This window comes from Pseudomonadota bacterium (assembly GCA_039193195.1).
In the GTDB taxonomy this organism is placed as follows: domain Bacteria; phylum Pseudomonadota; class Gammaproteobacteria; order Steroidobacterales; family JBCBZW01; genus JBCBZW01.
Map to the genome: position 1 here is coordinate 247,449 of JBCCWS010000001.1, position 22,937 is coordinate 270,385.

Here is a 22,937-nt window from a genome sequence, read left to right on the forward strand (position 1 = left end):
CGGAGATGGCCGACGCCTACGGCGCTCATCAACCGGTGCTCCTCGAGCCGGCGTGTGCCGCGTTGCTGAGCGCCGAGGCCGGCGTCGACGGGGTGTACGTGGATGGGACCTTCGGGCGAGGTGGGCACGCTGGCGCACTGCTGGCCCGCCTGTCGTCGAAGGGAAAGTTGATTGCTATCGATCGCGACGAGCAAGCGATCGCGGCAGGCAGGGAGCGCTACGGGAACGATGAGCGGTTGACGCTGGTGCACGCTAGCTTCAGCCAGATGACGCAAGTGGTGAACGATGTGGGCTACGCACAGGTGGACGGAGTGCTGATGGATTTGGGGGTGTCCTCGCCGCAGCTCGACCAGGCCGCCCGTGGGTTCAGCTTCATGCACGACGGTCCCCTGGATATGCGCATGGACACCAGCGCCGGTGCCACGGCGGCGCAGTGGCTCGCCGAGGTAACCGAGCAAGGGTTGGCGCGAGTGCTGCGCGACTACGGCGAGGAGCCGCAGGCGCGACGTCTGGCTCGCGTGCTTTGCGAGGCGCGCGAACGGGCCCCGATCGAGACCACCGCTCAGCTCGCCGCGCTGATCTCGACCACGCTCGGGCGCAGGGATCCGAAGCGCCATCCGGCGACGCGCGCCTTTCAGGCCCTGCGCATACAGGTCAACGGGGAGCTCGATGAGCTGCGCTGCGCCCTCGCTCAATGCGAGGCCTTGTTGGCCGACGGTGCAGTGATGGCTGTCATCAGCTTTCATTCCCTCGAGGATCGCATGGTCAAGCAGTTTATTCGTGATCGTTCTCGGGTGGATCCAAAGCTAGCGCGCCTGCCGGTCGTGCCCGAGCACGCGCAGCCGCGCCTAACGCGCTTGGGGGCTGCGGTCCGCGCCGACGGGGCCGAAGTGACGGCGAACCCGCGCTCGCGCAGCGCGGTGCTGCGGTGTGCGCGACGCCTGCCTCGACGCCGGGGTCAACACCGTGGGTGAGCAGGGCAAGGGAAAGGACGTTGCGGTGTCCACCTTGGTCACGGCTGGCTCCGGCCGGCGCTGGTGGCGTGTCGCGATGGCGCTCGCCTGGATGGCTGTGCTCGCCTCTGCGTTCTCTATGGTTTGGGCGCGCCACGAGGCGCGCCAGCAGTTCCAGGAGCTGCAGGCACTGAAACGTGATCGTGACGAGCTGAACATCGAATGGAACCAGCTGCGCCTGGAGCTCGGTGCCCTTGCGGCCCACTGGCGCGTAGAGCGTCTGGCGCGCGAGCAGCTGTCGATGCGCGAGCCCGAGGCCGGCGAGATGCGCTGGGTGGACGACGATGAAGACTAGCAAGAAGCAGGAGAGATTGCGCCGCGAGCGAGCGAATCTTCGAGTTCGTTGGCTTATGGGTTTATTCGTTGCGGCGCTGGTCGGACTGCTTGGTCGCGCCGTGCAGCTGCAGCTGTTGGATCGAGACTTTCTGGTTAACCAGGGTGAGGTTCGCCACGTTCGCACGGAGACGCTCTCGGCCCATCGTGGCGCTGTCACCGACCGCAACGGAGAGCTGCTCGCGATGAGCACTCCGGTGGACTCGATTTGGGTAGACCCCTCCACGCTCAAGGGTCACCCCGAGGCCATCGTCGAGGTTGCGGCGAAGCTCCAGTCCAGCCCCGACTGGCTCCTGCGCCAAGTCTCGCGCAACGCCCAGCGCCAGTTCCTGTGGGTTCGACGCCACCAGTCTCCATCCGAGGCGGCCGCGGTGTTGGGGATCGGTGCCCCTGGGGTGCATTCGCGGCGCGAGTATCGACGCTTCTACCCGGCGGGCGAGGTCACTAGCCACGTACTCGGGTTTACCAACCTCGACGACGAGGGCCTGGAGGGTCTCGAGCTTGCCTTCGATCACTGGTTGGCAGGCACGCCGGGTAAGAAGCGCGTGTTGCGCGACAGCCATGGGCGAAGCGTCGAGGATGTGGAGAGCGTTCGGCCGGCACAGCCCGGACGCACCTTGGTGACGAGCCTAGATCTGCGCCTGCAGTACGTTGCCTATCGCGCGCTCAAGGCGGCGGTGCAAGAGCACCGGGCAGCCTCAGGCTCCGTGGTCATCCTCGACGTGGCCAGTGGCGAAGTGCTCGCGATGGTCAATCAGCCTAGCTACAACCCGAACGCGCGCAAGAAGTCCCCGGGCGCCTCCTTCCGCAATCGGGCGGTCACGGATATTTTCGAGCCGGGCTCGGTCTACAAGACCATGATCATGGCGGCTGCCCTGGAGGGTGGCCGATGGGGTCCGGACTCGATCGTCGATACATCGCCGGGACAGCTCGAGGTAGGCGGCAAGGTGATCAAGGACAGTCGTAACCTCGGCCCGATCTCCGCTACGACCGTGCTGGTGCGCTCGAGCAACGTGGGTATCGTGCGCATCGCTCAATCGTTGGAAAAGCACGAGCTTTGGCGCGTGTTGAACAGGCTGGGTTTCGGAGAGCTGACTATGAGTGGCTTTCCGGGGGAGTCCGCGGGCCTGTTGCGAGACCACCGCAACTGGCGCGATCTGGAGCAAGCCACCCTAAGCTACGGCTACGGTCTGTCCGTGACGCCTTTGCAGCTGGCGCGCGCTTACGCCGTGATCGGCAACCAGGGTGTGATGACACCCATCAGCCTGCTGCGCCAGGATGCGCCGCCAGAGGGGCGCCAGGTGTTGTCGCCTGCCACGGCGAAGGCGCTGCTCAGCATGCTGGAGGAGGTGGTTCAGCCTACGGGAACCGGTCGCCGGGCGACAGTCCCTGGCTACCGCATTGCCGGCAAGACCGGCACGGCGCGCAAGACGGCTAGCGGCGGCTACGCCACCGATCGCTACGTCTCCGTGTTCGCCGGCATCGCCCCCGTCTCTGCCCCGCAGCTGGCGGTGGTGGTAATGGTGGACGACCCTCGTGCCGGTCGCTACTACGGTGGTGAGGTGGCAGCGCCGGTATTCTCCGAGATCGTGTCGGATGCGATGCGACTGCTAGCCGTGCCCCTCGACGATCCCACGATGGTGGCGCGAGCGGCTCCCCTGGCGGACGCGCCAGGCGAGCAGCGCGTGGAGGTGGTGCCGTGAACGGTTCCTGCGCCGCGACCGCCGCACAACCGCGAGTGAGTGATCTGCTGGCCCTCGCGGTTGATCCGCAGGCGAATGTTCATGTTAGTGCAGTCGCCCTCGACAGTCGTGAAGTGCGCGAGGGTGCGTTGTTTCTCGCGTGTCGCGGGGTGTCTGGCGTGCATGGCCTCGACTACCTCGAACAGGCGCTTGCGAACGGTGCAGCGGCAGTGGCCTTTGAGCCCGATGGGGCCTCGCTGCCGGCGTCGAGCGCCGTGCCGGCGATCTGTGTTCCAGGGCTGCGCTCGCGGCTGGGGCAGATCGCCGACCGCTTCTACGCGCAGCCCTCGGCGGCGATACGCGTGGTCGGCGTGACCGGCACCAACGGTAAGTCGACGGTCGCATGGTGGCTCGCCAACGCCGCTGAGTACCTCGCCATGCCGACCGCCTTCCTCGGCACCTTAGGGGCGGGGCGGCCGCCGCAGCTCGAGGCGGGTGCGCTAACCACGCCGGACGTCTTGGCAGTGCATCAGTTCCTGGCCGCAGCTCGAGAGGAGTCGGCAGATCTCGACGGCGTTGCCATGGAAGTGTCCTCGCACGCGTTGGACCAGGGGCGGGTGGACGGCGTGCGCTTCGACGGCGCGATCTTTACCAACCTGTCGCGCGATCATCTGGACTACCACCCGGACATGCAGGCTTACGCTGCAGCCAAGGAGCGTCTGTTCGTCGAGCATCGGCCGCGTTTGGCGGTGGTCAATGTGGATGATGAGGTGGGTCGCCGCTTCGCCGCCCGCGCCGACGCTCTTGCCGAGGTGCTTTGGACCGTTGGTACCCAGGCGCCACCTGAAGAATCGCCGCCCGCGCGCCATCTGCAAATCGCCGCTGTAGAGCAGAGCTCGCAAAGCCTGCGGATATGTTTAGGTGGTCACTTAGCGGGTGCGGAGCTGACCCTATCGGCGATCGGGCGCTTCAATGCCTACAACGCGCTACAAGTGCTAGCAGTGCTGTTAGATCGGGGTGTCGATTTCGACGCGGCGGCGGCGGCCCTGGCGCGGTGCCCGCCGCCGCCGGGCCGCATGCAGCAGGTGGGCGGTGGCGCTCGTGAGCCCCTGGTTGTGGTCGACTACGCGCACACGCCCGACTCCTTGCGCGAGTCTCTGGCCACCTTACGCGAGGCGACAAGAGGGCAGCTGATCTGTGTCTTCGGTTGCGGTGGTGATCGCGATCGCGGCAAGCGGCCGCTGATGGCGCAGGCAGCCGAGGGCGGTGCAGATCGCGTGTTCGTCACCGATGACAATCCGCGCACGGAAGACCCGGCTCAGATCGTCGACGACATTCTGGCTGGGTTGCAGCGCCCGAGCGAGGTGATCGTGGCGCACGATCGGCGCGCAGCGATTCGCCAAGCCGTCGCTGTAGCGGTGGCTGGCGACGTCGTCCTCGTGGCCGGAAAGGGGCACGAGGATTACCAGATCCGTGGCACCAAGCGCAGTCGTTTCAGCGATGCGGACGAGGCCCTCGCTGCGCTGGGGGAGGGACGCCGGTGATCAACGGCGCGCTTAGCGAGTTTGCCGCCGCCATGGCGGCGGAAGTCTACGGTGGTGACACGCGCTTTCAGGGCTTGTCGACCGATACGAGAAAAGTGCAGGCCGGACAGCTTTTCGTCGCCCTACGCGGTCCGCGCTTCGATGGGCACCAATTCGTTGGTGCCGCGGTGGCCGGTGGCGCTGCGGCGGTGGTCGTGGAGCAGCCGATCACCGACCTTGGCGTGCCCCAGCTGATCGTGAGCGACGCCTATCAGGCGCTCGGCACCTTCACCCGCTTTTGGCGCCAGAAGCTGGGGACGCCCCTGGTGGCGGTCACTGGCAGTAATGGCAAGACCACGGTCAAGAACATGCTGGCGGCTATCCTTCGCCTGGACTACGACGTGATGGCAACGGACGGCAATTTCAACAACGAGGTCGGCGTGCCGTTGACCTTGGCTCGCCTCTCGTCCGAGCACCAGCAGGCGGTGGTCGAGGTCGGCTGCAGTCGCCGCGGCGACATCGCCTATCTGGCCAGTTTGGTGCGCCCGGACGTGGCGATCGTGACCAATGCGGCGGCGGCGCACCTGGAGGGTCTTGGAGATGTCGCCGGCGTCGCGCGCGAGAAGGGCGCATTGTATGAAGGGCTCTCAGAGCGTGGCTGGGCCGTGCTCAATGTGGACGATGAACAGAGCGAGTACTGGCGGCGAGTGATTCGCGAACGCCGCGTGGTCAGCTTCGGTTTCAGCGACCAGGCGGATGTGCGGGTGGTGGACTATCGTGAGTTAGAGCAAGGCGCTGGCTGCGCCTTCCAGCTGGCGAGTGCCCACGGGCAGATCGAGATCGAACTGCCGCTTGGAGGGCGCCACAACGCGATGAATGCGGCCGCCGCCGCCGCTGCGGCCCTGATATGTGGGTCGACCGCTGAGGCGCTTGGCCCGGGCCTCGCGGCGGTGGTGCCCGAGGCGGGGCGCCAGCAGCTGCGCGCCTTCGCCAACGATGTTTGCGTGATCGATGATTCCTACAATGCCAACCCCGCGTCCCTCGCCGCAGCAATCGACTACGCGGCCACCCTGCCTGGGCGTACGTGGTTGGCAGTCGGCGGCATGGGCGAGCTCGGAGAAGGGGCTGCGCAAGCTCACCATGAGGCAGGCGAGCACGCAGTGGCGGCAGGCGTTGAGCGGATCTTTGCGGTGGGGGAACTGACCCAGCCGTTGGTCGAAGGCGCTCGGGCCGCAGGGCTCGACAGCGCGGATCACTTTGTGCAGCACGTGCAGGCTCTCGCTGCGATCATCGAGCAACTCGAGTCCGGCGTTACCTTGCTCGTGAAGGGTTCGCGCAGCGCGGCCATGGAGCGCGTAGCGAGGGGGGTGATGGCCCATCTACAGCGAGGGGTTGAGTAAGTGCTGCTGTTGCTCACCGAACAACTTCGAGAGCTGTACTCAGGCTTCAACGTCTTCAGCTACCTCACCCTGCGGGCGATCCTGGCGGCGATCACTGCGCTCGCCGTTTCCCTGTTGGTTGGGCCCGCGATGATCCGTCGCTTATCTTTCCACCAGATTGGCCAGCCGATTCGAGAGAGTGGCCCCAGCACGCATTTCGACAAGGCGGGCACGCCTACGATGGGGGGCACTTTGATCCTCGTCGCAACGTTGCTCACCACCTTGCTGTGGGCCGATCCGCGCAACCGCTTCGTCTGGGTGGTCGTGGGTGTCACGGTGGCCTTCGGGGTGATCGGATTCGTCGATGACTATCGCAAGCTGGTACTGCGAGATAGCGCCGGTCTGGCGGCCCGTTGGAAGTACCTGTGGCAGTCTGTGTTCGCGCTGGTGGCGGCGTTTGCGCTGTTCTTCACAGCGCAGGAGCCGGCCGTCGAGCACGCCCTGCTAATCCCCTATCTCAAGGATATCTATCTGCCCTTGGGCGGGCTGTACATCGTGCTGGCGTACTTCGTCATCGTCGGTACCAGCAATGCGGTAAACCTCACCGACGGCCTCGACGGCTTGGCCATCATGCCGGCCGTGATGGTGGCCGGTGCCCTTGGCGTATTCGCCTATGTCACCGGGAACTTTAACTTCTCTGAGTACCTCGGCATACCCTTCGTTCGCGGCGTCGGCGAGCTCTTCGTGTTCTGCGCAGCCTTGAGCGGCGCGGGCCTTGGGTTCCTGTGGTTCAACACATACCCCGCGCAGGTTTTCATGGGGGACGTCGGCGCGTTGGCGATCGGGGCCGCGCTCGGTGCGGTGGCCGTCATGGTTCGCCAAGAGCTCATCTTGGTGATTATGGGCGGGGTTTTCGTGATGGAGGCGGTCTCCGTGATCCTCCAGGTGAGCTCCTTCCGACTTACGGGCAAGAGAATCTTCCGGATGGCGCCCATCCATCATCACTTCGAGCTGAAGGGTTGGGCAGAGCCGAAGGTTATCGTTCGCTTTTGGATCATCAACGTCGTGCTGGTGTTGGTGGGTCTGGCGAGCTTGAAGATTCGCTGATGATGGGAGTGGCAGAGGAGCGCATGGTGCAGCCGCCTGGTACACAAGCTGATCGCACCCACGTCCTGGTGCTAGGCCTAGGCGTGACCGGCGTGTCTTGCGTGCGCCATCTGCTTGAGGCGGGTCAGCAGGTAACGGCGATGGACAGTCGTCGGGAGCCGCCTGGGCGGGCGCAGGTGCAGGCCCTTGAACGGGAGAGCGCGCCCGGCGAGCTGACCGTCGTTCTTGGAGCCTTTGATCAACGTTACCTGCAGGATGTCGATCAGCTGGTGGTCTCGCCAGGAATTGCCCTCGCGGAGTCCATCGTGCAGGGCGCGATCGCCAGGGGCATAGAGGTGGTCGGTGACATCGAGCTGTTCGCACGAGCGGCGGGCAGGCGCGAGCTGGTGGCGATCACCGGCACTAACGGCAAGAGCACCACCACGATGCTAGTGGACGAAATGCTTCGCGGCAGCGGTCGCAGCAGCGTGGCAGCTGGCAACATCGGCCTGCCGGCGCTGGAGGTGTTAAAGGCACCGGAAGGCCGAACAGTCGTGCTGGAACTGTCCAGCTTTCAGCTCGAGCGAACGCGTTCCCTAACGCCACGAGTCGCTGCGTTGCTGAATGTGAGTGAGGATCACCTTGACCAGCACCTGAGCTTCACGGACTACGCGGCTGCGAAGGCGCGCGTGTTCCGTGGGGCTGATGTGGCGGTAGTCAACGCCGATACGGGCCAGCTCGGCGGCGTGTTGCCTCCCTCCGACTTGACCCGCCTGACCTTTAGTGTCGATGTGCCGACGGCCGACTTCGGCGTTATCGAGTGCGCCGGTCGCCGGTGGCTTGCGCGTGGTGGTACGCCCCTGCTGCAGGTCGATGACATGCGCCTGGTGGGGCGCCACAACCTGGCCAACGCCCTAGCAGCCCTGGCGTGTGTTGAGGCGTTGCTTGGAGAACTACCGGCCGGTGCCCTAGAAGCGCTCGCCGGCTACGCGGGACTGCCCCATCGTATGCAGCACGTGCGCGATCGCGCCGGCGTGCGTTGGATTGACGACTCAAAGGCGACCAACCCTGGTGCCACGATCGCTGCCGTAGCGGGGCTGGATGCGCCGCTGGTGCTGATCGCGGGTGGCCTGGGCAAGGGGGCGGACTTCGCGCCTTTGGCGATCGCCTTGCGAGCGCGCGCGCGGGCAGTCGTGGTGATCGGCCAAGATGCCCCTCGCCTGAGCGCAGCGCTGGCGGAAGATGTAGATGTACACGAGGCGCAGGGCCTAGCGGACGCGGTGCGCAAGGCAGATTCGCTCGCCGAGGTCGGCGATGTCGTACTGCTGTCGCCGGCGTGTGCCAGCCAGGACATGTTTCGCAACTACCAGCATCGCGGTGAGGTGTTTACCCGCTGTGTGGAGGCCCTCGAATGAGCCGCGTCATCACTCAGCAACATCATCAGTCACAGCTGATGGTGCTCGATCCGACCCTGCTCGCCGCCACCGCGGCCTTGCTGTTGATCGGGCTTACCATCGTGGCGAGCGCCTCCGTAGCACTCTCAGAGGAGCAGCGCGGGTGGCCCGCCTACTTCCTGATGCGCCAGTCTGCTTACGTGGTGATGGGCTTGGCACTGGCAGCCGTCGCATTTCGCGTGCCTACACAGCTGTGGCAACGCTTCGGCTTTCTGCTGGCGCTGGCGGCGCTCGGTTTACTCGTGGCGGTGTTGCTCGAAGGCGTCGGCACATCGGTAAACGGCAGCTCACGCTGGATCGACTTTGGGCCCGCACGCATGCAAGTGTCCGAGCCTGCCCGGCTGGCTTTGTTGATGTATCTCGCCGGCTATGCGGTGCGCCATCGAGACGCGCTAGAGGCCAACATGGCGGCCTTCATTCGACCTCTGCTCGTCGTGTGTCTGGCCTGCGCGTTGCTCTTGATGGAGCCAGACTTCGGGGCGGCCAGCGTGCTGTTGGCGAGCAGCCTCGGGCTGCTGTTCGTGAGCGGCGTCTGCCTGCGCAACTTCTCCGTGGTGGCCGTGGTGGCCACCGGCGTGCTGGCTGCGCTCGCTGTCTCCTCGCCCTATCGTCTGCGCCGCATCATCTCTTACCTCAATCCATGGGATGATCCCTACGACTCCGACTTTCAGCTAATACAATCGCTGATCGCCGTGGGTCGCGGGGAGTGGTTCGGCGTGGGCCTTGGTAACGGCGTGCAGAAGCTGTTCTACCTGCCCGAGGCCCACACGGACTTCGTCTTCGCCGTACTTGCCGAGGAGTTAGGTTTGGCGGGGGTGGCAGTCACCTTGACCCTGTACGGCGCACTGATCGTTCGAGGGTTGGAAATCGGACGCCGCGCTGCGCAGAAGAACCTCGACTACCAGGCCATGTTGGCGAGCGGGATCACCATCTGGCTTGGGCTGCAGTGCGTGATCAACGTGGGCGTAACCCTCGGCGTCTTGCCGACTAAGGGGCTGACCTTGCCGCTGCTCAGCTACGGCGGCAGTAGCTTGCTCATGACGATGATTGCTCTGGGCATCCTGCAGCGCGTGCACCACGAGACTAGCCTTACCAAGGTGTCGTCGAAGAAGGGCGGTGGCCGCTCATGACCGACCTCACCCACCGTGATGGCGGCAGCACGAGCGGACGTCGCGTGATGATCATGGCCGGCGGCACGGGTGGACACGTCTACCCGGCCCTCGCTGTCGCCAAGTGGTTGCGCGAGCGCCGCCACGAGGTGGTGTGGTTGGGGACGCGGGCGGGGATCGAGGCTCGCGTGGTGCCCGCTGCCGGGTTCCCTGTGGAGTGGGTCAACGTCAGCGGACTGCGCGGCAAGTCACTGACCACCTGGCTAACCGCCCCCGTGCGATTGGTGCGCGCCTTGATAGAGGCGTGGTCCGCCGTTCGCCGACAGCGTCCGCACGTGATGCTCGGCATGGGAGGGTTCGTGACCGGGCCCGGGGGCATGGCAGCGTGGCTATCCCGCGTGCCCCTGCTGGTGCACGAGCAGAACGCCATCGCCGGCTTGAGCAATCGCCTGCTGGCCCATTTGGCATCGAAGGCCTTCGAGGCCTTCCCGGGGAGCTTTAAACCCGCCCACGCCGCGCAACTTCTGGGCAATCCGGTGCGAGAGGATATCGAAGCGCTAGCGCCACCCGCAGCGCGTTTCGCCGGGCGCACCTTGCCGCGGCGCCTGCTTGTGCTCGGCGGCAGCCTGGGCGCTCGCACGCTCAATCTGATGGTTCCGGCTGCGCTCGGCCTGCTGGCGCCGGAGCAACGCCCCGATGTGCGCCATCAGAGCGGGCCGCGCGGTCTGGAGCAAACGCAAGCGGCTTATGCGGCGCACGGCGTCGAAGGCGAAGTGACACCCTTCATCGAAGACATGGCGCAGGCTTACGCCTGGGCAGATCTGGTCCTGTGCCGCGCCGGCGCCCTGACTATCGCTGAGGTCACGGCAACTGGCCTTGCCGCGATCCTAGTGCCGTACCCCTTCGCCGTCGACGATCACCAGGCGCACAATGGGCGCGCCATGGTCGATGCGGGCGCTGCCCTCATGGTGCGCGACGATGCGGTTGATGGGCCTTCTCTGGCCCAGCTCCTAGGGGAGTTGTTGGCAGACTCCTCGCGCTTGGAGCAGATGGCTGAACGCTCACGCGCGCTGGCTTACCGCGGCGCGACGCGGGCGCTGGCGATGGCTTGCCTCGATGCCGCCGAGTCGGGCGGGGTGGCCGCATGAACGCTGATCGCATGCGCCGCATCGAGCGCATTCACTTTGTGGGCCTCGGCGGTGCCGGTATGAGTGGGATTGCCGAAGTGCTGCTCAACCTCGGGTATCAGGTGCAGGGCAGCGACCTGCGCGAGAGTGCCAATACGCAGCGCTTGCGCGCCTTGGGGGCTACCGTACAGATCGGTGAGCACCAGGCCCAGCACGTGCGTGATGCGGACGTGGTAGTGGTGTCGAGCGCCGTGAGCACCGAGAACGTTGAGGTGATGGCGGCGCAGGCGGCGCGTGTGCCCGTGGTGCCGCGGGCCGAGATGCTCGCCGAGCTCATGCGTTTCCGTCACGGCATCGCCGTCGCGGGTACTCACGGCAAGACCACGACCACGAGCTTGATCGCCAGCGTGCTCGCCGAGGGAGAGCTCGACCCCACCTTTGTCATCGGTGGTCGTCTGAACAGCTCCGGGACCCACGCGCGCCTCGGCGGCGGTCGCTATCTGGTGGCGGAAGCGGACGAGAGCGACGGGTCGTTCCTCATGTTGCAGCCGATGGTCAGCGTCATTACCAACATCGATAATGACCACCTCGATACCTACGGTGGCGACATGTCGCGCGTACACCGCGCCTTTCGCGACTTCGCTCACAACTTACCCTTCTACGGCCTCGTAGTGGCTTGCGCCGATGACCCCGGTGTGCGCGCGTTGCTTGGCGATCTAAATCGACCCATGCTCACCTATGGGATCCATAAGGAAGCTGATCTGCGCGCCAGCGACGTACAGGCCGACGGCATGATGAGCCGCTTTCGAGCGCACAGCGGCGCAGGCGATGCGTCCTTCGAAGTCGCCCTCCCGGGACTGCACAACGTGCGCAACGCCCTGGCAGCAATCGCCGTGGGACGCGAGTTGGGTTGTAACGACGAGGCGATTCGCCGTGCCCTAGGCAGCTTCGCGGGCATCGGTCGGCGTTTCCAGCGGCGCGGCGAGGTGCGCACGCAGGCTGGGCGGGTGGAATTGGTCGACGACTATGGACATCACCCCACGGAGGTGGAGGCGACCCTGCAGGCGGCGCGCTCGGTATTCCCTGGACGCCGCCTCGTGGCTTGTTTCCAGCCCCATCGCTACACGCGCACGCGCGATCTAATGGATGACTTTGCGCGAGTACTGTCATCCACCGACGTGCTGCTGGTTCTTGAGGTCTACGCCGCAGGCGAGACACCGATCGCCGGCGCCGACGGTCGTGCCATCGCGCGTGCCGTGCGTCAGCGCGGTCGCGTGGAGCCGGTGTTCGTCGAACGCGTGAAGGACCTTGCAACGACCTTGTTGGGTGTCGTGAAAGACGGTGACGTGGTCATGACCCTCGGCGCGGGCACGGTGGGCGCCGTGGCTGAGGATCTGGCCCAACGACTTGCCAGTGGGGAGGACGCATGATGGCGCCCCGAAGCACGCCTCCCGCGGAATCGCTGCCCGCCTGGGCAAAGGGGATCCGTGGCGAGCTGCTACCGCATGAGCCGATGGCGCGCCACACGAGCTGGCGCGTGGGGGGGCCGGCAGACTGGCTCTTCCAACCGCGTGATCTGCCGGACTTGGCCGCCCTTTTGGGGCAGCTGCCGAGCACACTTCCAGTGACCTGGGTAGGGTTCGGCAGCAACTTGCTGGTGCGCGATGGTGGTGTGCGTGGCGTGGTGATTTCGCCGCGCCCGGCGCTCACCACCTTTGAGGAGCAAACCGATGGCAGCTTACGCGTAGGCGCCGGCATCGCGTGCTCGCGAATCGCGCGCCACGCAGCGCGAGCGCGCCTAGCGCCGGCCGCCTTCTTCGCCGGCATTCCCGGCACCCTCGGTGGTGCCCTCGCTATGAATGCGGGCGCCTGGGGCGGTGAGACCTGGGAGGTGGTCACCGCCGTGGAGACCGTGGACCGCCAAGGGGTGCTGCGTCGGCGTGCGGCGTCGGAGTACGAGATCGCTTATCGGCATGTCACCCTCCACGCTCACGACATGGGTCTGGAGTGGTTTACGGCCGCTCACCTTACCTTCCCCGACACTAGCGAGAGTGAAGACATTCGATCGCTGCTCGCGCGGCGTAAGGAAACGCAGCCCCTGGGCCAACCGAGCTGTGGCTCCGTTTTTCGCAACCCGCCCGAGGATCATGCAGCGCGACTTATCGAGGCTTGCGATCTGAAGGGTCGGCGACTTGGGGGCGCAGAGGTTTCGACCAAGCACGCTAATTTTATCGTCAACACGGGCGATGCCCTTGCGGCGGACATCGAAGCGCTCATCGAGGAGGTGCGTCGCACCGTGGCCGAGCGAACGGGGGTCTCCCTGATCGCCGAGGTGCGCATAGTTGGGGAGGCCGCCGCATGAGCCGCCGACGGGCAGTGGAGAGCAGCGATCACTTCGGCAAGGTGGCGGTGCTGCTCGGAGGCGAGTCCTCCGAGCGCGAGATCTCCCTGATCACCGGCAAGGCGGTGCACGAGGCCCTGTTGACCCGCGGTGTCGATGCCAAGGCGCTCGATGTGCCCAGTCGCGAGCTCGTCGGTCGGCTTCGAGAGGGCGGCTTCGACCGCGTATGGAACGCCCTGCATGGGGGCGTTGGCGAGAACGGTGCTCTACAGGGTTTGCTCGACTGCGCCGGCATCCCCTACACGGGCAGCGGCGTTCTCGCGTCCGCCGTGGGCATGGACAAGGTGCGATCGAAGCAGTTGTTCGAAGCGGTGGGTATTGCCACGCCGATGAGTGTCGTGCTGCGCGGCGAAGCGGACCTAGCGCCTGCCCTCGAGCGGTTAGGGTTGCCGCTAGCGGTGAAGCCCAATGCCGAGGGTTCGAGTGTCGGCGTGGCCAAGGTGTCTCAGGAGGGCGATTTGCTCATGGCCTTTCGTGCTGCTCAGCGCTTTGATGAGGTGGTGCTCGCCGAGCAGTGGATCGAGGCCGGAGGCGAGTTCACCGCCGGCGTGCTGCAGGGAGCGGTGCTGCCGATCATTCGTATAGAGGCAGCGTCGGGCTTCTACGACTACCAAGCGAAGTACTTTAGCGACGATACGCGCTACCTACTCCCGAGCGGGTTGGCGCCAGCGCAGGAGCAGGTCTGTGCCGATGTTGCGCTACGCGCGTTCCAGGCGCTCGGATGCGCCGGCTGGGGTCGGGTTGACCTGCTGCTCGACGAGCAAGGCCAGCCGCGGGTGTTAGAGGTGAACACCGTCCCCGGCATGACCCATCACAGTCTTGTGCCGATGGCTGCAGCGCATGCGGGAATCGACTTCCCAGAGCTGGTGTGGCGCGTCCTGGAGACCAGCATGGAGCGCGAGGGTAGAGGAGATGGCTAGGGCACCTGTGAAAGCCCAGCGACGCACCCGGCGGCGAACGCGCGAAAGGGCACCGGGCAGGCGTGAGTCGCCACTGATGGGGTGGCTGTCACAGCTGCAGCCCCTGGCGTTTTTGCGCGGCGCCTTCCTAACGGCAGTGTTTGTTGCGCTCGGTATTGCGGCCTATCGTCTGCTCGATGTGCCCGTGACCCAGGTCACGATGGAAGGCGTGTTTCGGCGGGTTTCCTACGGCCAAATCGAAGCGGTGTTGCGCGATGAGCTGCCGGCTGGCTTCTTGAGTGCCGACCTTGGCGCGCTTCGCGAGCGCATCGAGACCGTGGATTGGGTCGACGTGGCGCGGGTCAGGCGCCTGTGGCCGGAAGGCATTTTGGTGACGGTGACCGAGCATGTCGCGGTCGCACGCTGGGGGGAGGACGGTCTGCTCAACGCGCGGGGTGAGGTGTTTATCGACGAAGCACGGCATCTGCCGGTGGAGCTGCCGCTTCTGAGCGGCCCACCGGGGAGCGAGGGCGAGGTGTCCCAGCATCACCTCGATTACAGCCGCCAACTCGATGCGCTGGGCCTTCAGGTACTGGCGTTGTCGGTGGATGCTCGGGGGGCGTGGACCGTTCGCGTTCGCGGGGCCAGCGGCACGCCCGTTGAGGTTCGTCTAGGCAACAGCGATCCCGACACGCGCCTGCGCCGCTTCGTCGAGTCCGCCAGCGGCCTCGTGCGACGTCGTGGCGAACAGATCGAATACATAGACATGCGCTACGGCAACGGATTTGCCGTTGGCTGGCACGCATCCAACGTAGCGGAGAGCGATGGTGGCCAGAGAGGTAACAATGGGACGGAAAGCTGATCAGAACACCATCGTCGGCCTGGATATAGGCACCTCTAAGGTGGTGGCGATCGTCGCCGAGTGCCTGCCGGACGGCGCTGGTATCGAGGTGATCGGTATCGGCTCGCATCCCTCACGGGGCTTGAAGAAGGGCGTGGTGGTGAACATCGAGTCGACGGTGCAGTCGATTCAGCGAGCCATCGAGGAGGCGGAGCTCATGGCGGGCTGCGAGATCACCTCGGTGTACGCCGGCATCGCGGGTAGCCACGTGCGCAGCCTCAACTCCCACGGCATCGTGGCGATCCGTGACAAGGAGGTGACGGCGAGCGATGTGGATCGGGTGATCGACGCTGCTCGTGCCGTCGCCATTCCTGCCGACCAGCGCATCCTGCACATCCTGCCGCAGGAGTTCGTGATCGATCAGCAGGAGGGAATCCGCGAGCCAATAGGCATGTCTGGCGTGCGCCTTGAGTCGAAGGTTCACATCGTGAGCGGTGCCGAGAGCGCGGCGCAGAACATCATCAAGTGCGTGCAGCGTTGCGGCCTGGCCGTGGACGACATCGTGCTCGAGCAGTTGGCGTCAAGCTACTCGGTGCTGACGGAGGACGAGAAGGACCTCGGCGTTTGCATGATCGACATCGGTGGTGGCACCACTGACATCGCCGTGTTCGCCGGCGGCGCCATCCAGCACACGGCGGTGATACCAATCGCCGGCGACCAGGTCACCAACGACATCGCCGTGTCCATGCGCACGCCCACGCACTCGGCTGAAGAGATCAAGATTCGTTACGCCTGCGCCCTCTCCCAGCTTGCCAACCCGGACGAGACCATCGAGGTGCCGAGCGTAGGCGAGCGCCCACCGCGTCGCCTGGCCCGGCAGACGCTGGCGGAGATCGTAGAGCCGCGCTACGAGGAGCTCTACCTGTTGATTCGCGATGAGCTGCGACGCAGCGGCTTCGAAGAGTTGATCGCCGCGGGCATCGTCGTTACCGGCGGCACTTCGAAGATGGAGGGAGCGGTGGAGTTGGCCGAAGAGGTGTTTCACATGCCAGTGCGTTTGGGTGTGCCGCAAAACGTGGAAGGACTTGCCGACGTGGTACGCAATCCCATCCACGCCACCGGCGTGGGGCTACTGCTATACGGCTATGAAAATCGTTTACGTGCGGTGGAGCGGCCGCCCATGAGCGGTGGACTTGGGGAAATCTGGGAGCGCATGAAAGCGTGGTTTCAGGGCAACCTTTAAATTCGAGCGGTCCGCCTGACGGGGCAGGGCGCAATCGCTCAGGTAGAGAAGACCAGGAGGTCTAGCGATGTTCGAGTTAGTAGATGGCGTCAACCACGGCGCGGTAATAAAGGTGATCGGCGTGGGCGGCTGCGGCGGCAACGCGGTCGATCACATGGTGGAGCGGGGCATCGAAGGTGTCGACTTCATCTCCATCAACACGGATGCGCAGGCGCTCAAGGGCAACAGCGCACGGACCACGATTCAGGTGGGCTCCAGCATCACCAAAGGCCTAGGCGCTGGAGCCAACCCCGATGCCGGTAAGGAGGCCGCCTTGGAGGATCGCGACCGCCTGCAGGATGTGATTGAAGGCAGCGACATGCTGTTCATTACCGCAGGCATGGGCGGTGGTACAGGCACCGGAGCAGCGCCTGTGGTAGCGCAGGTGGCGCGAGAGCTCGGCGTGCTCACCGTCGCCGTGGTCACCAAGCCCTTCGGCCTGGAGGGCTCGAAGCGCACGCGTGTTGCTGAACAGGGTATTCTCGAGCTGGGCAAATATTGCGACTCGCTGATCACTGTACCCAACGAGAAGCTGCTCGCGGTGCTCGGTGCTCAAACTAGCCTAAAGGATGCATTCGCCGCGGCGAACCAGGTGCTGCAGGGCGCTGTGCAGGGTATCGCCGAGCTGATCACCCGTCCGGGGGTGATCAACGTCGACTTCGCAGACGTGCGTACGGTCATGCACGAGACTGGCCAGGCGATGATGGGCACGGGGGAGGCCACCGGCGAGCATCGCGCCCGGGAGGCGGCTGAAACGGCAATCTCTAGCCCGCTACTCGAGGATGTGGATCTGGCGGGGGCCAACGGCATTCTGGTGAACATCACCGCCAGCGATTCCCTCGCCCTCGGTGAATTCCAGGAAGTGGGCGATGCAGTGAAGGACATCGCTGCGGACGAGGCCACGGTGGTGGTCGGTACTGCCTTCGACCCTGACCTCGAGGACAAGATCCGTGTCACGGTGGTGGCCACGGGTATCGGCCGTAGCCAGGCCCCCGAACTGGTCAAGCAGCCGAAGCTGACCACCGTGCATCGCCGTGTGAGCGGTGAGATCGACTACGGGCGGTACGATCAGCCTACGGCGCATCGTGGTCGCGATCGTGGTCGCGACGAAGAGGATGCCTCCCCAGCGCCCTCTGGGGCTGTTGCGTCACCGCGACGAGGGGCCGGCGGCGGTGCCAGTGGTGAACTCCCGGACACGCTAAACGTGCCGGCGTTTCTGCGGCGACAGGCCGACTAATCGTGGCTTGGCGCCGCCCTGCAGCGGTGTTGCGAGGGGACCATTCAGTCCCCGTTAAGGTGCTGAATGAGAGGCTATTTGACGTTGAATCAATAGCTTGTGACGCCGCCTTGGCGTGTGCTAGGCTCCGCGACGTCTTTCAGGCCGGCTAAGGCGCCTACCGCTGCGCCTCGCGGACGTCGAGCTCCCGCCCACGAGCGGTGGAGCATTCCGCGCGCTGGCGGGTCTAGTCCCAAGGGCCTGACCCGACCGCCCCGACCTGCCCTAACGACGAAGGCTGGGAGTCCCATGCTCAGGCAACGTACGCTCAACAACTCGATCCGCGCGACAGGCGTGGGCTTGCACTGCGGCAAGCAGGTGCTGATGACTTTGCGTCCCGCGCCGCAAAACACGGGCATTCTATTCCGACGCGTCGACCTCGAGCCTGTAGTCGAGATTCCGGCGCGCGCCGAGTACGTCACCCGCACAGACCTCAACACGACGCTTACCCTGGGCGAGGCCAGCGTTCACACTGTGGAGCACTTGCTCTCCGCCTTCGCCGGCCTCGGCATTGATAACGCTTATGTCGACCTTACCGAGGAAGAGGTCCCCATCATGGACGGCAGTGCAGGTCCATTCGTGTTCCTGCTCCAGTCCGCAGGCATCGTCGAGCAAGCCACGGTGAAGCGTTTCATGCGCATCCTGCGCACGGTACGCGTCGAGGACGGTGACCGCTGGGCCCAGTTCGAGCCCTACGATGGCTTTCGGGTCGACTTTGAAATCGGCTTTGAGCACCCATCCTTCAAGCGCCGCTCGCAAAAGGCCTCCATCGACTTCTCAACGAGTTCTTACCTGCGTGAAATCAGTCGGGCGCGCACCTTCGGTTTCATGCGCGACATCGAGATGCTGCGCAAGCGCAACCTCACCTTGGGTGGGACGATGGACAATGCCATCGTGCTCGACGAGCACCGGGTGTTGAACGAGGACGGGTTGCGCTACGAAGACGAGTTCGTAAAACACAAGATCTTGGACGCTATCGGCGACCTTTACCTCCTTGGGCGCAGCCCCATCGGCGCCTTCCGCGGGCACAAATCCGGCCACTATTTGAACAGTTGCCTGACGCAGGCGCTGCTAGCGCAGCCGGATGCCTGGGAAGAGGTGAGCTTCGAAGATGAGGCAGCCGCTCCGCCCGCCTTCGCGCGGGCGGCGGCAGTTTAAGGCAAAGGAAGCTAGCTAGGGAGGCGCGTCAGGGGGCGTCGCGCCGGGCCTGACACGTATCTGGAGACGCTTGACGGTTTTTCCGCACGCGCTGCTCAATTGAGGCGTCAATGCCGGGGCCGCGAGGCGTAGGTGAGACGCCCAGGCTGAAGATTGCAGTACCAGTGTCAACGTTTCCTCGCTATAACTTACGGCCTGCACGGCGCTTGCCACGGGTGCACCAAGACACTCGCGGACGGTGTGCAGCAGCTGCCCTTGCTGCTGAGCCTTCGCCTTGAGCGCGGCCAGAGCCGATGACTGGGGAGCGGCAGCAAACACGTCGCCGAGGGCTCGCGGAGCCTTTGGCGAAGGGGAATGGGGGCGTAGGTCGCCGAGGAAACGCGGCTTACGGGGTGCGCTCACGGACGCTCCGCTGCGCGTGCGCTAGAGGTCAGGGTAGATCGCATGACACACATAAAAGGCGAGCCTAGATGAACCTGCTTGTCCTTGCCAATCGCAACAATGGCGTGCGCAGTCTGCGCGTGAGCGCGACCCAGGTATACGGCGCCATCGCCATTTTTGCCGTTGCCGTAGGCCTTACTGGCTTTATCACGGGAGCTGGCGTCGGCTGGGGCATGAAGCTACGCGCAGAGCGCCAGGTGGATATCCTCGAAGCGCAGGTCGCTTACCAAACGGTCGCTCTGGATGCCCTGGAGCAGTCCCTCGAAAACAACATGGAAGCCCTCGTGGCGCGTGTGGGCTCCCTCTCGGCACACGTCACCCGGTTGGATGCTCTCGGGCAGCGGCTCACCACCATGGCCGAACTTGAGGACGGTGAGTTCAACTTCGCGTCGGCGCCCGCGATGGGCGGGCCGGAGACTGTTGACGGCGACTACTTGGCGAGCGTGGTGACGAGCGACGAGGTGTTCTCCGAGGTGCTTACCTTGGAACGCCAGCTCGACGATCGGCGTCGTCAGCTCCAGGCCCTTGAGAGCATGCTGCTCACACGCACGGTTGCACAGCGGGTCGAGCCCGCCGGTTGGCCCGTCGAGGGCGGTTGGATCAGCTCGCCCTACGGACGGCGCACAGACCCGATCAACAACACGCGGGCCTGGCACGCCGGTCTGGACTTCGCGGGGACCGAAGGCATGCCGATCAAGGCCGTCGCCGACGGTGTGGTCACCTGGTCCGCGCGGCGCTACGGTTACGGCTACCTCGTCGAACTCACCCACGGCAACGGCCTGGTCACGCGCTACGCGCACAACAGTGACAACCTAGTGGCCGTCGGCGATCGAGTGAGTAAGGGCCAGGTGATCGCGAAGATGGGCTCTACGGGACGCGCCACTGGCCCCAATCTGCACTTTGAGGTCCTGCGCAACGGCCGCACCGTCAATCCCATCTCCTACGTGCGAGCCGGCGGCTCCCGCCAGCCTTGAAATAGAGGCCTCGCGCCCCCAGACCCGCTGTGGCCGGAACTGGCGGGCGGCGGTGTCCTTCTGACTGCGCTACACTCGCCAGCCGATCACGGCGCCCGCGCACCGGCACGCCGCCGTTGAACACTCCGATTTGAACACGCACGCGATGCCTGCGGCGAAAGTCCGTGGTCGCCCCGCGTCAACTGTAAGTCTCTGGAATCATGGCAAATATTCTTACCAGCGTCTTCGGTAGCGCCAACCAGCGTCTGCTCAAGCGCTACGGCAAAGTGGTCAAGAAGACCAACGCGCTCGAGTCTGAATTCGAGCAGCTGAGCGACGAGCGCTTGCGCGGAAAGACGGAAGAGTTCCGCGAGCGCCTCGCGGGCGATGCGGAGCTCGATTCGCTGATTCCGGAGGCCTTCGCGGCCGTGCGTGAAGCCGCTCGGCGCACGCTGGGATTGCGCCACTACGATGTGCAGCTGATCGGCGGGATGACCTTGCATGAAGGCAAGATTGCAGAGATGCGCACCGGTGAGGGTAAGACCCTGGTGGCCACTCTCGCGGCCTATTTGAACGCCCTGCCAGGAAAGGGCGTGCACGTGGTCACGGTCAACGAGTACCTGGCGGGTCGCGATGCCGAATGGATGGGCCCGATCTATCGCTTCCTCGGCCTTGAAGTCTCCGCCATCCGCTCGGGTCAGGACCCGATAGGCAAGCGCGAGGCCTATGCAGCGGACATCACCTACGGCACCAACAACGAGTTTGGTTTCGATTACCTTCGCGACAACCTCGCCTTCCGCACCGAGGACAAGGTTCAGCGTGACCTAGCGTTCTCAATCGTTGACGAGGTGGACTCTATCCTCATCGACGAAGCCCGTACGCCGCTGATCATCTCCGGCCCGGCCGACGGCGGCACGGAGCTCTACGCACGGGTCAACGGTTTAGTGCCCCGCCTCAAACGTCAGGCAGATGAGGAGGGAGAGGGCGATTTCTGGGTCGATGAGAAGGCCAAGCAGGTGCATCTGTCCGAGGATGGCCTGGTCAAGGTGGAGGAGCTGCTGGTTCAAGCCAAGCTCCTCGACGGTGGCGAGAGCCTGTACGCACCGGCCAACATCGGCTTGCTGCATCACCTCACGGCTGGCCTGCGCGCGCACGCGATCTACCATCGCGACGTGGACTACATAGTCAAAGACGGTCAGGTAGTGATCGTTGACGAGTTCACCGGTCGCACGATGCCGGGTCGCCGCTGGGGAGATGGTCTGCATCAGGCGATCGAAGCCAAGGAGGGTTTGCGGGTCAATCAGGAAAACCAGACCCTGGCCTCCATCACCTTCCAAAACTACTTCCGCATGTACGACAAGCTCGCGGGGATGACCGGTACGGCCGATACGGAAGCCTTCGAGTTCCAGCAGATCTACGGCCTCGAGGTGGCGGTGATCCCCACCCACAGAGACATGGTGCGCAAGGACCATCCAGATCTCGTGTTTCTCAACGAGGAGGACAAGTTCACCTCGATCGTGGAGGAGATCAAGGATTGCTACGAGCGCGGGCAGCCCGTCCTCGTTGGGACCACCTCAATCGACAACTCCGAGCGCCTTGCTGCGGTCCTGCGCAAGGAGAAGATCAAGCATGAAGTGCTCAACGCCAAGCAACACGAGCGTGAGGCAGCGATCGTTGCCCAGGCCGGACAACCGGGCGCCATCACTATCGCCACCAACATGGCCGGTCGCGGCACCGACATTGTGCTTGGCGGCAACCTAGACTCGGAGCTCAGCGATATCGCCGAGGAGAGCTCGCAAGCGCGCGAGGACACGAGGAAGGACTGGGAAGGGCGCCACCAGAAAGTGCTCGAGGCGGGTGGTCTGCACATCATCGGGACCGAGCGGCACGAGTCGCGTCGCATCGACAACCAGCTGCGCGGCCGTTCGGGTCGCCAGGGCGACCCCGGGTCGAGCCGCTTCTTCCTTTCCATGGAAGACAGCCTGATGAGAATCTTCGGCAATCCCGAGCGCACGCAGGGGCTGCTGAAGGGCGTCGGCATGAAGCCGGGCGAGGCGATCGAGTCCAAGATGCTCAGCGGGCAAATTGAGCGGGCTCAGCGCAAGGTCGAGGCGCATAACTTCGATATGCGCAAGGCGCTTCTTGAGTATGACGATGTCGCCAATGAGCAGCGTAAGGTGGTGTACAGCCAGCGCGGCGAGTTGATGAGCGCTGAGGAGATCGAAGACGCGGTCCACGGTATTCGCGAGGAGGTCGTCAATCGGGAGATCGACAACTTCATCCCGCCGGGTAGCGTGGAGGAGCAGTGGGATATCAGCGGTCTTGCGCACATGGTCGAGAGTGACTTTGGCGCTAAGCTCGACCTCCAGCAATGGCTCGATACGGACGATGACCTCAACGAGGACGGCCTGCGCGCGAAGATCCTGCAGGCCCTCGATGAGCGCTACGCCGAGAAGGTGGAGCGCTACGGTGCAGAGATCGTGCGTCGGGTAGAGGCAACGGTCATGCTAGGCATTCTCGACCAGTACTGGAAAGAACATCTGGCCGCGATGGACTACCTGCGCCAGGGGATCGGACTGCGCAGCTACGCGCAGAAGAACCCGAAGCAGGAGTATAAGCGCGAGGCCTTTGAGATGTTCTCAGACATGCTCGAGCGGGTGAAGACCGAGGTTACCAAGCGCCTGTGCATGTTCGAGCTGCGCACCGAGGCAGACCCGCAAACGCTGGAGCGTCAGCGCGAAGCGGCGGCCAAGGCTCAGCTCGCGCAGGCTCGCGCTGCCCAAGAGGCAGCACCGGGCACCGGCACGGCGGCCCCAGGCCAGGCGCCCTCGCCAGCGCGCCGCGTCGGGGGCGGTGGAGGTGCACCCGCCGCGGCGGCTGCACCGGTCATGCGCGCTGAGCGCAAGGTTGGGCGCAACGAGCCCTGCCCTTGTGGTTCGGGTAAAAAGTACAAGCAATGCCATGGCAAGCTCACCTAACG

18 protein-coding genes are annotated in these 22,937 nt (G+C 64.9%); all 18 read left to right on the forward strand.

Going from position 1 to position 22,937, the window contains the following annotated elements:
• The first annotated feature begins 5 nt into the window (after positions 1–5).
• Entirely contained in the window at positions 6–974 is a 969-nt protein-coding gene (gene rsmH / locus AAGA68_01060) for a 16S rRNA (cytosine(1402)-N(4))-methyltransferase RsmH (protein MEM9383622.1), read from the forward strand.
• Positions 931–1,308 (forward strand): cell division protein FtsL, encoded by a 378-nt coding sequence (gene ftsL / locus AAGA68_01065; GenBank protein MEM9383623.1) that lies wholly within the window; start codon positions 931–933, stop codon positions 1,306–1,308. The genes rsmH and ftsL overlap by 44 nt, the downstream gene beginning before the upstream one ends.
• 55 nt (positions 1,309–1,363) lie before the next feature.
• Complete coding sequence (locus AAGA68_01070; GenBank protein ID MEM9383624.1) at positions 1,364–3,049, forward strand: penicillin-binding transpeptidase domain-containing protein; 1,686 nt, start codon at positions 1,364–1,366, stop codon at positions 3,047–3,049.
• Positions 3,046–4,572, forward strand: a complete 1,527-nt coding sequence (locus tag AAGA68_01075) for a UDP-N-acetylmuramoyl-L-alanyl-D-glutamate--2,6-diaminopimelate ligase (GenBank protein ID MEM9383625.1) — start codon at positions 3,046–3,048, stop codon at positions 4,570–4,572. Before AAGA68_01070 ends, AAGA68_01075 begins: the two co-directional genes overlap by 4 nt.
• Complete coding sequence (gene murF / locus AAGA68_01080; protein ID MEM9383626.1) at positions 4,569–5,951, forward strand: UDP-N-acetylmuramoyl-tripeptide--D-alanyl-D-alanine ligase; 1,383 nt, start codon at positions 4,569–4,571, stop codon at positions 5,949–5,951. The genes AAGA68_01075 and murF overlap by 4 nt, the downstream gene beginning before the upstream one ends.
• Positions 5,952–7,037 (forward strand): phospho-N-acetylmuramoyl-pentapeptide-transferase, encoded by a 1,086-nt coding sequence (mraY, locus tag AAGA68_01085; GenBank protein MEM9383627.1) that lies wholly within the window; start codon positions 5,952–5,954, stop codon positions 7,035–7,037.
• Entirely contained in the window at positions 7,037–8,431 is a 1,395-nt protein-coding gene (gene murD / locus AAGA68_01090) for a UDP-N-acetylmuramoyl-L-alanine--D-glutamate ligase (protein ID MEM9383628.1), read from the forward strand. Before mraY ends, murD begins: the two co-directional genes overlap by 1 nt.
• Positions 8,428–9,600, forward strand: coding sequence for a putative lipid II flippase FtsW (gene ftsW / locus AAGA68_01095; protein MEM9383629.1), 1,173 nt, complete (start codon positions 8,428–8,430; stop codon positions 9,598–9,600). The genes murD and ftsW overlap by 4 nt, the downstream gene beginning before the upstream one ends.
• Complete coding sequence (murG, locus tag AAGA68_01100) at positions 9,597–10,727, forward strand: undecaprenyldiphospho-muramoylpentapeptide beta-N-acetylglucosaminyltransferase (protein ID MEM9383630.1); 1,131 nt, start codon at positions 9,597–9,599, stop codon at positions 10,725–10,727. Before ftsW ends, murG begins: the two co-directional genes overlap by 4 nt.
• Positions 10,724–12,136, forward strand: coding sequence for a UDP-N-acetylmuramate--L-alanine ligase (gene murC / locus AAGA68_01105; protein ID MEM9383631.1), 1,413 nt, complete (start codon positions 10,724–10,726; stop codon positions 12,134–12,136). The genes murG and murC overlap by 4 nt, the downstream gene beginning before the upstream one ends.
• The gene (gene murB, locus AAGA68_01110; protein ID MEM9383632.1) at positions 12,136–13,068 is read left to right on the forward strand and encodes a UDP-N-acetylmuramate dehydrogenase; all 933 of its coding nucleotides are present in this window, start codon (positions 12,136–12,138) and stop codon (positions 13,066–13,068) included. The genes murC and murB overlap by 1 nt, the downstream gene beginning before the upstream one ends.
• A complete protein-coding gene (locus AAGA68_01115) occupies positions 13,065–14,027 on the forward strand; it encodes a D-alanine--D-alanine ligase (GenBank protein ID MEM9383633.1) in 963 nt (320 codons plus the stop codon). Before murB ends, AAGA68_01115 begins: the two co-directional genes overlap by 4 nt.
• Before the next feature lie 76 nt (positions 14,028–14,103).
• A complete protein-coding gene (locus AAGA68_01120) occupies positions 14,104–14,868 on the forward strand; it encodes a cell division protein FtsQ/DivIB (protein MEM9383634.1) in 765 nt (254 codons plus the stop codon).
• A complete protein-coding gene (ftsA, locus tag AAGA68_01125; GenBank protein ID MEM9383635.1) occupies positions 14,852–16,090 on the forward strand; it encodes a cell division protein FtsA in 1,239 nt (412 codons plus the stop codon). The genes AAGA68_01120 and ftsA overlap by 17 nt, the downstream gene beginning before the upstream one ends.
• Before the next feature lie 67 nt (positions 16,091–16,157).
• The gene (ftsZ, locus tag AAGA68_01130; GenBank protein MEM9383636.1) at positions 16,158–17,366 is read left to right on the forward strand and encodes a cell division protein FtsZ; all 1,209 of its coding nucleotides are present in this window, start codon (positions 16,158–16,160) and stop codon (positions 17,364–17,366) included.
• A gap of 288 nt (positions 17,367–17,654) precedes the next feature.
• Positions 17,655–18,563 carry a UDP-3-O-acyl-N-acetylglucosamine deacetylase gene (gene lpxC / locus AAGA68_01135; GenBank protein MEM9383637.1) on the forward strand — a complete coding sequence of 303 codons (909 nt, stop codon included), beginning with the start codon at positions 17,655–17,657 and terminating at the stop codon, positions 18,561–18,563.
• Positions 18,564–19,033: 470 nt separating this feature from the next.
• Complete coding sequence (locus tag AAGA68_01140) at positions 19,034–19,978, forward strand: M23 family metallopeptidase (protein MEM9383638.1); 945 nt, start codon at positions 19,034–19,036, stop codon at positions 19,976–19,978.
• Positions 19,979–20,175: 197 nt separating this feature from the next.
• Positions 20,176–22,935: a preprotein translocase subunit SecA gene (secA, locus tag AAGA68_01145; protein ID MEM9383639.1), complete on the forward strand. Its 2,760-nt coding sequence runs from the start codon at positions 20,176–20,178 to the stop codon at positions 22,933–22,935.
• The last annotated feature ends 2 nt before the right edge of the window (positions 22,936–22,937 follow it).

Excerpts from the sequence above, each read along its gene's own strand:
- rsmH (MEM9383622.1), top strand. The coding sequence starts at position 6 with ATGGCCGACGCCTACGGCGCTCATCAACCGGTGCTCCTCGAGCCGGCG.
- AAGA68_01070 (MEM9383624.1), top strand. The coding sequence starts at position 1,364 with ATGGGTTTATTCGTTGCGGCGCTGGTCGGACTGCTTGGTCGCGCCGTG.
- murD (MEM9383628.1), top strand. The coding sequence starts at position 7,037 with ATGATGGGAGTGGCAGAGGAGCGCATGGTGCAGCCGCCTGGTACACAA.
- ftsW (MEM9383629.1), top strand. The coding sequence starts at position 8,428 with ATGAGCCGCGTCATCACTCAGCAACATCATCAGTCACAGCTGATGGTG.
- murG (MEM9383630.1), top strand. The coding sequence starts at position 9,597 with ATGACCGACCTCACCCACCGTGATGGCGGCAGCACGAGCGGACGTCGC.
- murC (MEM9383631.1), top strand. The coding sequence starts at position 10,724 with ATGAACGCTGATCGCATGCGCCGCATCGAGCGCATTCACTTTGTGGGC.
- murB (MEM9383632.1), top strand. The coding sequence starts at position 12,136 with ATGGCGCCCCGAAGCACGCCTCCCGCGGAATCGCTGCCCGCCTGGGCA.
- AAGA68_01115 (MEM9383633.1), top strand. The coding sequence starts at position 13,065 with ATGAGCCGCCGACGGGCAGTGGAGAGCAGCGATCACTTCGGCAAGGTG.
- AAGA68_01120 (MEM9383634.1), top strand. The coding sequence starts at position 14,104 with ATGGGGTGGCTGTCACAGCTGCAGCCCCTGGCGTTTTTGCGCGGCGCC.
- ftsA (MEM9383635.1), top strand. The coding sequence starts at position 14,852 with ATGGGACGGAAAGCTGATCAGAACACCATCGTCGGCCTGGATATAGGC.
- ftsZ (MEM9383636.1), top strand. The coding sequence starts at position 16,158 with ATGTTCGAGTTAGTAGATGGCGTCAACCACGGCGCGGTAATAAAGGTG.
- lpxC (MEM9383637.1), top strand. The coding sequence starts at position 17,655 with ATGCTCAGGCAACGTACGCTCAACAACTCGATCCGCGCGACAGGCGTG.
- AAGA68_01140 (MEM9383638.1), top strand. The coding sequence starts at position 19,034 with ATGAACCTGCTTGTCCTTGCCAATCGCAACAATGGCGTGCGCAGTCTG.